Below are 11,174 nucleotides of genomic sequence, written 5' to 3'. Positions count from 1 at the left end.
ATAATATAATGAAGAAACATCATAATAATCCAGACAGTTGTACAGCGTGTACCGTATGTGTTGCCCATTGCCCAGTGACCGCTGCGACCCCTAAATTTCGTGGTCCTAAAATGGTTGGTCCAGCATTAGAAAGAATGAGATTGTCTCATGACGATGTAGAACCATCTCTTGAATATTGTTCAAATTGTAAAAATTGTGATATGTCATGTCCATCAGGGGTGCCTATTTCTACTTTGAATATGTTAGCACGAGCAAAACATTATAAAGTGCGTAAACAAAGTAAGAGAGATTGGATTTTATCCCATGGTGAACAAGCTGCGAAGATGGCATCTGCTATTCCTGGCGGAGCGTTTTTCGCTAATTTAGGTATGTCCATGAGTCGTGGTATTATGAAGAGCATTGGCATATCTGATAAAGCGCCACTGCCACCTTATGCATCCACATCATTTATCAAACAATTTAAAGCACTAAAACAAAAAAGCTATACTGATAAAGTCGTATTTTATCCTGGCTGTTTCATTAACTATAATGATCCACAAGTAGGAATGGATTTTGTCGCTGTTATGCAAGCCAATAAATTCGAAGTGATTGTTGAAGAAGATTTAGTATGTTGCGGTTCTCCCCTTGTTGTTAATGGCTTCTTAGATGAAGCTGAAGCAAATGCACGCATTAATATCAACATTCTCAAGAAATGGACGGATAAGGGATATCCAGTTATTACTTGTTGCACAAGCTGTGGATTAATGCTCAAACAGGAATATCAAGAATTATTCCATATTGAAGGCGCTCATGAATATGCCAAGCATTTATATGATGCTGCTGAATTTTTGCTTGAACTTGATGAAAAAGGCCGATTGAATACTAATTTTGGTACTTTGAAAGAAAAGTATATTTATCATTCCCCTTGTCATTTACGTGCACAAGGTATGGGATTACCTGGTCTTGACTTACTAGAAATGATCCCAGGACTTGAAGTTGAAAATGCCGATGCAGGATGCTGTGGTATTTCAGGAAACTATGGTTTTAAAGATGATAAGTATGATATTGCCATGAAAATTGGTACACCTTTATTTGAAAAAATTAAAGCAAGTGGCCTAGATACAGCAGTTTGCGAATGCGGGACTTGTCGTTTACAAATTGGGCATGGTGCTAAAGTAAAAACCTTGCATCCAATGACATTAGTTCGTAAATCGTATGAAAAAGCTAAGTAAGAAACGATGATCGGATTCTAGTGCGTTATATTTTGTCAGGTGATTGATTTCCACCCTATAATCATTGCTGATAAAAAAGCACGGGGAAAGCTGAATTTGGCAGTCCAAGTGAATTTGTGAGCATGAATAAGGAGGAACATCAGTGATATTGAAAAAAATCATAACCATTCACCTGTCAACTATAATCGTCATTAGTATAATATCATCCTTATTGAATCAAACTATGGGGAGTGTAGTAACTCTTATCTTACTTGTTGGTGTTGCTATCCTTTCAGCGGTTAGTTTAAACAGAATTGGGAGTTCGGCTAGAGAAATAGAGAAAAGTCCTGTCAATTCCAAATTAAATCAACATAAATTCGTATCGAATATCGATATGTATGATATTGCAGGGCAGTTGTCATTTATCTCCCAGCAATTGGCATGGATTGTTGGTCACAATAATACTGCCCTAAAAAAATTAACATTACAGTCAAAAGAGATTGCGAGTGAGAGTGAGACGACTGCTAGCAGTGCAGAGGAAGCTTCGGCTGGGGTTGAAGAAATTGCTTCCAATGCAGCAGTTGTAGCTGATGCTTCGAAGCAAGCCTTGGAGCAATGTCAGCACTCCTCTAAACTGGCGACGGAAAATCAACAACAAATAACAGAAGCAAGTAACAGCATGCTAGAAGTTGCTTCTGTTGTACAAGCTTCAGTCAATAATTTAGAAGAACTCAATTTAGCTTCAAAAAAAATTGGTGATTTTGTTGGAAAAATTCAAGCAATTGCCAGCCAAACTAATTTACTGGCTCTAAATGCAGCGATTGAGGCCGCACGTGCAGGGGAACAAGGGCGCGGGTTCGCTGTGGTGGCCGAAGAAGTACGTAAATTAGCTGGTGAAAGTGCTGCAGTTACTCGCGAAGTTGAAGAAACTGTTAAAGAAATTATCGATAAAATTAAAAATGTAACAGTGAGTATGCAAGAGGGCAAAGGAAAAATTGATGGTATTGAACAGCTAGCGCGTATTTCTGCTGACAGCATGGGTGAAATTGTTGGTAACGTTAGAGAAATTGAGGTTACTGTAGCAAGATTATGTAATTTGTCGGAAGATCAACAATTGACGACAGATCAAATGGCTCAGGCTGTCGAGAGCATTGGAGTTGCTACGGTTGAAATTGCATCAGGTACGCAAGATTCCTTACAAAGTATTGCTCAGCAAGAAAGAAACATTGAAGATGTTTATCGATTTACAAAAGAAATGACAGCAACTGTTGATAAAATACAAGAAGTTGCAGTCTTATTTAAAACTGGTAATGAAATTGTCTTTGGCTTTAATCCATTTACAGCCCCTCAGAATATAAAAGAAAACTATGCACCTATTTTAGAAAAAATTGCCCAACAAGTTGGTCGTCAAGCTAAAATTATCATTGTTTCTGACTATGATTCCCTAGGGAGATCGCTTCTGAACGGTACAATCGATATCGGTTGGTTCTCTCCTTTTGCCTATGTTTCAGCAAAAAGCAAAGGCGATATTATCCCTATGGTAACTACGGTGGTGAATCATAATTCATCTTATCATGGTTATATAATTTCTCGAAAAGATAAAGCATACAAATCCATTGATCACTTGCAAGGGAAACGTTTTGCCTTTGTTGACAAGCAGTCAGCTTCAGGATATGTATATCCTAAAGCGATATTATTGGAACAAGGTAAACAACCTGAAACTTTTTTCTCAGAAAATATATTCTTAGGCAGTCATGATCGAGTGATCGATGCTGTGCTGGATGGTACAGTTGATGGAGGTGCAACCTATTCTGAAGCTGTCGAAGCAGCTCGCGGACGAGGTTTAAATATTCAAGATTTAGAAATTTTAGCGCAAACAGAGCCGATACCTAAGGATGCCATTGCTGCAAGGCCCGGGTTTGATGAAACTTTATTAAATAATCTTATAAAGTCCTTTGTAGATATGACGGATAAGAGGTCTGATTGTAATATTTTGATGAAAAAAACAGGTTTAAATGGTTTTATCTCAGCAAATGATCAAGTTTATGATATAATTAGACAAGCAGCTAAAGTTGCAAAATAAGAAAAAATATAGGAAAGTGAGTGTGTAGAGAATAATATGATAAAAAAGACTAAAATAGTTTGTACGATGGGACCTACAACAGAAAAACCGGGCGTTATGGAAAAAATGATTGAAGCTGGTATGAATGTAGCTCGGTTTAATTTCTCCCATGGTAATCATGCTGAGCATAGCGTTCGTATCGAAAAAGTTCGCGCTGCTGCTAAAAAAGTCAATAAACCAGTTGCTATTTTACTTGATACCAAAGGACCAGAAATGCGTCTTGGTAACTTCGTTGAAGGTAAAGTAACCATTGAACAAGGTCAAAAATTTATTATTACTTCAAGAGATGTAGAAGGAACAAAAGAAATTTGTTCTGTTAATCATGAATTTTTACCTCAAGAAGTAGCACCAGGAAATCAAATATTACTTGCTGATGGTTTAGTATGTTTGAATGTTGATTTTATTGATGGTGATGATATTCATACAACAGTGCAAAACACAGGTGTTATTGGCAATCGTAAGCGTGTTGCTGCACCAGGCGTATCTGTAAACTTGCCGCCTTTATCTGAACAAGATATAAAAGACGTTTTATTCGGTGCAGAAAATCAGATGGATTTTGTGGCTGCTTCATTTATTCAAAGAGCTGCTGATGTATTATCAATTAGAAAATTATTAGAAGAAGCAGGATCTGATATTCATATTATTTCTAAAATTGAGAATGCTGAAGGCGTAAAAAATATCGATGAAATCATCAAAGTTTCTGATGGTATCATGGTTGCTCGTGGTGATCTTGGTGTAGAAATTCCAACTGAAGAAGTACCTCTTGTACAAAAAATGATAATTGAAAAATGTAATAAAATGGGTAAACCTGTTATTACTGCTACTCAAATGTTAGAATCCATGATTACTAATCCACGTCCAACTCGTGCTGAAGCTGGCGACATTGCTAATGCAATTTTTGATGGTACTGACGCTGTTATGCTAAGTGGTGAAACTGCGAATGGTGATTATCCAGTCGAAGCAGTAGAAATCATGGCTAAAATTTCCATGCGTACTGAACAAGCTCTTAAGTACAGCGAAATGCTACACGGTAAAGGTGCTGCAAGTCAACGTACAACAACTGAAGCAATCAGTCATGCGACAGTACAAGTTGCCCATGAACTGAATGCTGCATCCATTATTACCGATACTCAATCTGGTTATGCTGCTCGAATGGTATCCAAATATCGTCCGCACGCTCACATTGTAGCTGTGACTCCTCATGAAAGAGTTCTTCGCAAAATGCTTCTTATGTGGGGTGTACAACCTGTATTACGTGCTCCTTCGAAAAACAGTGATGAAATGGTTGAAAACGCAATTACAAGTGCTATTGCTTCAGGTATTGTAAAAGAAGGTGACCTAGTTGTTCTGACTGCTGGTGTTCATGCAACTGGTACAGGGACTACCAATATGATTCGAGTGCATGTTGTAGGTGATGTACTTGTACGTGGTGTTGGTATTGGACAGAAAGCCGTTACTGGTAAAGTTTGTGTAGCGCGTTCCATAAAAGATGTAGAAGAAAATTTCAAACCTGGTGACGTATTGGTTATTGCATGTGTTGATGAACAAACAGCTAAATATGCTGCAAAAGCATCAGCGATCATTGCTGAAGAAGGTGGACTTACTTCTCATGCAGCAGTTGTTGGTATTAGTTATGGCATTCCTGTCATCGTTGGTGTAGATGGTGCAACAGCTGTTTTGAAAAATGGTGGGACTGTCACTGTGGATGCAACTCGTGGTTTAGTATATAATGGGGAAATTAATGCCCGTTAAGTACTTTCAATAAATAATTTTAATATTGTGCAAATTTTTCCCACATAGTAGCAGGATTTATCTACTTTATGCCGAAGTTTAAATAGTATAAAGTAGTGTTTGATATTTTTTTAACAAAGATGGGACAATATTTGTACCAGGGGGACGCTTAAAGTCCCAGAGGAAAAGCCATGTGGAAAAAAATTGCTCAACTTCATCGTAAAATTTCTCCTGAATTGATTTCATTAATTGAAGAACGATATGAGATCTTGCGACATATTCAATATTCTGAGCCTGTTGGACGCAGGGCCCTTTCATCCATGTTAGAAAAAGGTGAAAGAGCTGTACGCGCTCAGGTAGAATTTTTGAAGAATACTGGTTTGCTTGATTTTTCTCCCATGGGTATGACCTTAACGCCTGAGGGAAAAGTGATGCAGCGAGAATTAGCTGAATACATAAAAGCCTTACATGGTTTAACTATGCTAGAAACTGAGCTATCGGAAAAGTTAGGCATTAAGCAAGTGATTATTGTCCCAGGCGATAGTGAGGTTAATAACATGGTGCGCCGTGAACTAGGGCGGGCAACGGCTAATTTACTTGCGCAGCACTTGACAGATGATCATATGATCGTCGCTGTAAGTGGTGGGACAGTTATGGCTAATGTAGCTGAAGCTGTTAATTTTAGCCGACCAAGCGTTACCGTTGTGCCCGTTCGTGGTGGTCTTGGTGGGCAGGTAGAATCTCAGGCTAATAGCATTGCTGCCACTATGGCGAATCGACTTGGTGGTAAGTATCGAATGTTACATTTACCTGAAGGCGTAAGTGAAGAAATGGTAGCCAGTATGTTAGCAAGTAACAATAATGTTCTTACGATAGCCGACATGATCAAGAAGTCTAATATCCTCATACATGGTATTGGGCAGGCTAGAGAAATGGCTGTTCGGCGAGGTTTTGATGATGAATTTGTCTCAAAGCTGATTAACAGTGGGGCAGTTGGTGAAGCATTAGGGCACTATTGCACACTAACAGGCAAAAATATTTATATTACAAGTAGTGTAGGGTTACAACTGGATAATTTGGCGGATATTGGTCTGGTTATTGCTGTAGCTGGCGGTCGAAAAAAGGCTGAAGCTATTATAGCTGTGATTAGTGCTGGTGGGCAAGATGTACTTGTTACAGATGAAGCCGCTGCCAAAGCTATTCAGAGTATCATATAAATTCTGGCAAAGTGCCAAAAGAAAATTACTATATCGTAGGAGGTATTTTAAAAAATGGCAGTAAAAGTAGCGATCAATGGTTTTGGACGTATTGGACGTCTTGCATTTCGGCAAATGTTCGGGGCAGAAGGATATGATGTTGTTGCAATCAATGATTTAACAAGTCCTAAAATGCTTGCACACTTATTGAAGTATGATTCAGCTCAAGGCAGATATGCTTTAGGCGATACTGTAAGTGCAGGTGAAGATTCTATCACTGTTAGTGGTAAAGAAATCAAAATCTACAAATCTGCTAAAGCAGAAGAATTACCTTGGGGTGAACTTGATGTAGACGTTGTTCTTGAATGCACAGGTTTCTATACTTCCAAAGAAAAAGCTTCCGCACATATCAAAGCAGGCGCTAAAAAAGTTGTTATCTCTGCTCCAGCAGGAACGGACCTTCCTACAGTTGTTTATAATGTAAACCATGAAATATTAAAAGCGAGCGATACAGTTATCTCCGCAGCTTCTTGCACTACAAACTGCTTAGCTCCTATGGCGCAAGCACTTCATAATTTAGCTCCTATTCAAAGTGGTATTATGTCCACAATTCATGCTTATACTGGTGACCAAATGACTCTTGACGGCCCTCAAAGAAATGGTGATCTTCGTAGATCCCGCGCTGCAGCTGTCAATATCGTTCCTAACTCTACTGGTGCTGCTAAAGCAATCGGACTTGTTATTCCTGAATTAAATGGTAAACTCATTGGTTCAGCACAACGTGTTCCTACACCAACAGGTTCCACTACTATTTTAATCTCAGTTGTTGAAGGTACAGTTACAAAAGAACAAGTTAATGCAGCTATGAAAGCGGCAGCTGATGAATCTTTCGGTTACACTGAAGAAGAATTGGTATCCAGTGATATCATCGGTATCAAATATGGTTCATTATTCGATGCTACACAAACAATGGTAGCTCCTATCGGTAACGGCTTGACACAAGTTCAAACTGTTTCTTGGTATGACAATGAAAATAGCTACACAAGCCAAATGGTTCGTACAATTAAGTATTTTGCTGAACTTGCATAATTTTTAAAGATTTTACGGCCCGGCCTTTTTGGGCCGGGCAATATTTTTAAGGAGAAAGAAACATGTTGAATAAAAAATCGATTAAAGACATTGATGTAGCTGGAAAGAAAGTTTTTATTCGCGTTGACTATAATGTTCCCATGGATAAAGCCGGCAATATTACTGAGGATACTCGTATTCGCGCTACGTTGCCAACTTTAGAACATTTATTGTCACAAAATGCTGCTGTCATCATTGCTTGTCACTTCGGACGCCCTAAAGGTGCAGTCGTGCCTGAATTCTCCGTTGCGCCTATCGGTGTAAGGCTTTCTACTTTAATTGGTCGCGAAGTCTTGGTTGCTCCAGACTGCGTAGGTCCTGAAGTAGAAGAAATGGCAAAAAATTTGAAACCAGGTCAAATTTTATTACTAGAAAATCTTCGTTTTCATAAAGCTGAAGAAAAAAATGATCCTGAATTCTCCAAACAATTAGCAAGCTTAGCTGATGTTGCAGTCAATGATGCTTTTGGTGTATCCCACCGTGCTCATGCTTCTGTAGAAGGAATTACTAAATTTTTACCAGCAGTAGCGGGCTTATTGATGGAAAAGGAAATCATTTTTGTTGGTCAGACTGTGGCTAATCCGACTCCTCCTTTTGTAGCGATTATTGGTGGTGCTAAAGTTTCCGATAAAATCGGTGTTATTGAAAACCTGCTTAAAAAAGTGGATACCCTCATTATTGGTGGCGGTATGGCTAATACATTCTTAGCAGCTCAAGGTTACAATATTGGTAAATCTCTATTGGAAGCAGACAAAGTAGAATTGGCTAAGAGCCTAATTGTAACAGCACGTGATCGTGGCGTTAATTTACTCTTACCAACGGATGTTGTGATTGCTGATAAATTTGCTGCTGATGCTCAAAATAAAGCAGTAGCTGTTGATGCCATTGATAGTGAATGGATGGCTCTTGATATCGGACCTAATACGGCAGCAACTTATGCAAAAGCTTTAGAAGATGCTAAAACCGTTGTATGGAATGGACCAATGGGTGTATTTGAAATTGATGCTTTTGCTCATGGAACAGAAACTGTTGCCAAGGCTGTTGCTGCTTCTAGCGCAATTAGCATTGTTGGTGGCGGAGATTCCATTGCAGCTCTTGAAAAAGTGGGTCTTGCTAATCAGATTACACATATTTCTACTGGTGGTGGCGCTTCCTTAGAATTCTTGGAAGGTAAAGTTCTTCCAGGTATTGCTGCTCTTGCTGATAAGTAAGTCAAAATATAAAATGGTGGAGGACGATAAAACATGCGTAGACCAATTATTGCTGGTAACTGGAAATTACATAATATAGCTAGCCAAGGTGTTGCTTTGGTTGAAGAACTTGCTAAATTAACTGTAGATAACAAAGATGTAGACATCGTAGTTTGTCCTACATTTACAACTCTAACTGCAGTAGCTAATGCTTTAGGTGGTACTAACATTCATCTTGGTGCGCAAAATATGCACTGGGAAAAGAAAGGTGCTTTCACTGGCGAAATTACTGCTGAAATGCTGAAAGATGTATGTTGCGAGTACGTGATTATCGGTCACTCCGAACGTCGTCAGTATTTTGCAGAAACAGATGAGACTGTTAATAAAAAAGTTAAAGCAGCGTTAGAAGCTAATTTAGTGCCAATTATGTGTGTTGGTGAGTCCTTGGAAGAACGTGAAGCAGGTACTACAGAAACTCTTGTTGGCGAACAAGTCAAAGCTGGTCTTGCTGGTTTGACTAATGAGCAAGTGGCTACTGTCGTGATCGCTTATGAACCAATTTGGGCAATTGGTACAGGTCGTACTGCGACTTCTGATCAAGCTAATGATGTCTGCACTTTTATCCGTAATACAATTGCTGCTATGTTTAATCAAGAAACTGCCGATAAAACTCGTATACAATACGGCGGTAGTGTAAAAGCTGATAATATTGCTGAACTAATGGGTAAAAGCGATATTGATGGCGCACTTGTTGGTGGCGCAAGTCTTGATGCTATTGGTTTTAGTAAAATCGTTAATTTTTAGGAGGTGACTTTGTGGGTAAGTTACAAGCACCGATTGCACTAGTTATTCTCGACGGTTGGGGCATTGGTGATGAACAAGATTCATACAATGCAATTGCGCGATCTGAGACTCCTCATATGAAGTTACTGTCCGAATTGTATCCAACGACAACACTTGCTTGCTCTGGTGAAGCTGTAGGTTTGCCAGATGGTCAGATGGGGAATTCAGAAGTAGGACATTTAAATATAGGTGCTGGACGTGTTGTATATCAAGAACTGACGCGTATTACAAAAGCAATTCGCGAAGGGGATTTTTTCACCAATCCAGTATTAGTTAATGTGGTAGAACAAGCCAAAGCAAATGATGGAGCTTTGCACTTAATGGGTCTATTATCAGATGGTGGTGTGCATAGTCATAACGATCACGTATATGCCCTTTTAGAGTTAGCAAAACGTCATGGTTTGACGAAAGTTTATGTTCATGCCTTCTTAGATGGTCGTGATGTACCACCTTCCAGCGCGGCAGGTTATATTGCAGAGTTAGAAGCAAAAATAGCTGAAATTGGTGTTGGTAGCATTTCAACGATTGCTGGACGCTACTATGCTATGGACCGTGATAAACGTTGGGAACGAGTCGAAAAAGCATATAATGCTATGGTATGTCGTCAAGGCGAAAATGCATCTTCGGCAATTGAAGCAATTGAACAGTCTTACGCCCTTGGTAAAACAGATGAATTTGTTTTACCGACGGTCATTGGTGGATGCGGCGATTGTGGCGTTAAAGCTAATGATGGTGTTATTTTCTTTAACTTTAGACCTGACCGAGCACGAGAATTGACTCATGTGTTTGTCGATCAAGATTTTACTGGGTTTGAGCGCTGTAATGGTTATTTTCCCTTGCATTTTGCAACATTAACTCAGTATGAAGAGAATTTGCCAGTAGCAGTTGCCTACACACCTCAAACCTTAAAAAACACCTTAGGTGAAATTTTTGAGGGTGCTGGATTATCTCAGCTTAGAATTGCGGAAACGGAAAAATATGCTCATGTAACTTTCTTCTTTAATGGTGGCGAAGAAAAACCATATCAAGGTGAAGAACGGATTCTTGTTCCTTCCCCGAAAGTGGCTACTTATGATTTGCAGCCAGAAATGAGTGCAATTGAAGTCACTGACAAATTGGTCGATGCCATTAAAACAGGAAAATTTGATTTGATTGTACTCAATTTTGCGAACAGTGATATGGTTGGGCATACGGGTAAACTTGATGCAGCCATGAAAGCTGTTGCAACAGTAGATACTTGTGTAGGCCGAGTTGTGGCTGCCATGCGTGAACGTGGTGGTATCACCTTAATTACGGCTGATCATGGTAATGCTGATGTGATGCTTGATCATGCTACAGGAGTACCTTTTACTGCTCATACGACCAATGATGTACCTTTTATTTTGGTATCTGAACAACATAAAAATAGTACATTAGAAAAAGGTATTTTAGCAGATATTGTTCCAACGATTCTAACTTTAGCAGGCGTTGAAATTCCAGTCGAAGTGACTGGTAAAAGTTTAATTAAATAAAAATATGGAGGTTTTTTTACAATGATTATTACAGAAGTATTAGCAAGAGAAGTTATGGATTCCCGTGGTAACCCTACAGTTGAGGTGGATGTAATATTAGAAGATGGTACAATGGGTCGCGCTGCTGTTCCATCAGGTGCTTCCACAGGTCAACATGAAGCTGTAGAACTTCGTGATGGTGACAAAAGCCGTTATTTAGGAAAAGGCGTACTGAAAGCTGTAGAAAACGTAAACAACGTAATCGCTGCTGAAGTTGTAGGCAT

Annotated in this window: 8 protein-coding genes and 1 pseudogene; all 9 read left to right on the top strand. The window is 39.2% G+C overall.

Translation table 11 applies throughout. The features are described 5' to 3' along the window. Positions 1-8: 8 nt before the first annotated feature. A complete protein-coding gene (locus tag ACAN52_RS00045) occupies positions 9-1,211 on the top strand; it encodes an anaerobic glycerol-3-phosphate dehydrogenase subunit C (protein WP_378950338.1) in 1,203 nt (400 codons plus the stop codon). Positions 1,212-1,353: 142 nt separating this feature from the next. After that, on the top strand, positions 1,354-3,273 hold the full coding sequence (phnD, locus tag ACAN52_RS00040; RefSeq protein WP_378950335.1) for a phosphate/phosphite/phosphonate ABC transporter substrate-binding protein: 1,920 nt from the start codon (positions 1,354-1,356) through the stop codon (positions 3,271-3,273). Positions 3,274-3,309: 36 nt separating this feature from the next. Then, positions 3,310-5,064, top strand: coding sequence for a pyruvate kinase (gene pyk, locus ACAN52_RS00035; RefSeq protein WP_378950332.1), 1,755 nt, complete (start codon positions 3,310-3,312; stop codon positions 5,062-5,064). A 170-nt stretch (positions 5,065-5,234) separates the two neighbouring features. Continuing rightward, on the top strand, positions 5,235-6,260 hold the full coding sequence (locus ACAN52_RS00030; protein WP_378950329.1) for a sugar-binding transcriptional regulator: 1,026 nt from the start codon (positions 5,235-5,237) through the stop codon (positions 6,258-6,260). Between the two features lie 54 nt (positions 6,261-6,314). Next, entirely contained in the window at positions 6,315-7,328 is a 1,014-nt protein-coding gene (gene gap / locus ACAN52_RS00025; protein ID WP_378950326.1) for a type I glyceraldehyde-3-phosphate dehydrogenase, read from the top strand. 62 nt (positions 7,329-7,390) lie between these two features. Beyond that, positions 7,391-8,578, top strand: coding sequence for a phosphoglycerate kinase (locus ACAN52_RS00020; RefSeq protein WP_378950323.1), 1,188 nt, complete (start codon positions 7,391-7,393; stop codon positions 8,576-8,578). A 33-nt stretch (positions 8,579-8,611) separates the two neighbouring features. Then, positions 8,612-9,361, top strand: a complete 750-nt coding sequence (tpiA, locus tag ACAN52_RS00015; protein WP_378950320.1) for a triose-phosphate isomerase — start codon at positions 8,612-8,614, stop codon at positions 9,359-9,361. Between the two features lie 11 nt (positions 9,362-9,372). After that, complete coding sequence (gene gpmI, locus ACAN52_RS00010; RefSeq protein WP_378950317.1) at positions 9,373-10,911, top strand: 2,3-bisphosphoglycerate-independent phosphoglycerate mutase; 1,539 nt, start codon at positions 9,373-9,375, stop codon at positions 10,909-10,911. A 21-nt stretch (positions 10,912-10,932) separates the two neighbouring features. After that, positions 10,933-11,174: pseudogene (eno, locus tag ACAN52_RS00005) on the top strand (phosphopyruvate hydratase); the annotation flags it as partial.

Origin of the sequence: Pelosinus sp. sgz500959, assembly GCF_042610375.1 — a bacterium.
In the GTDB taxonomy this organism is placed as follows: domain Bacteria; phylum Bacillota; class Negativicutes; order DSM-13327; family DSM-13327; genus CTSoil-075.
This window is presented reverse-complemented; position numbering and strand designations above follow the sequence as displayed.

What these genes read in the sequence shown, in the direction of transcription:
- ACAN52_RS00020 (WP_378950323.1), top strand. Translation starts at nt 7,391, where the DNA reads ATGTTGAATAAAAAATCGATTAAAGACATTGATGTAGCTGGAAAGAAA.
- pyk (WP_378950332.1), top strand. Translation starts at nt 3,310, where the DNA reads ATGATAAAAAAGACTAAAATAGTTTGTACGATGGGACCTACAACAGAA.
- gap (WP_378950326.1), top strand. Translation starts at nt 6,315, where the DNA reads ATGGCAGTAAAAGTAGCGATCAATGGTTTTGGACGTATTGGACGTCTT.
- tpiA (WP_378950320.1), top strand. Translation starts at nt 8,612, where the DNA reads ATGCGTAGACCAATTATTGCTGGTAACTGGAAATTACATAATATAGCT.
- ACAN52_RS00030 (WP_378950329.1), top strand. Translation starts at nt 5,235, where the DNA reads ATGTGGAAAAAAATTGCTCAACTTCATCGTAAAATTTCTCCTGAATTG.
- ACAN52_RS00045 (WP_378950338.1), top strand. Translation starts at nt 9, where the DNA reads ATGAAGAAACATCATAATAATCCAGACAGTTGTACAGCGTGTACCGTA.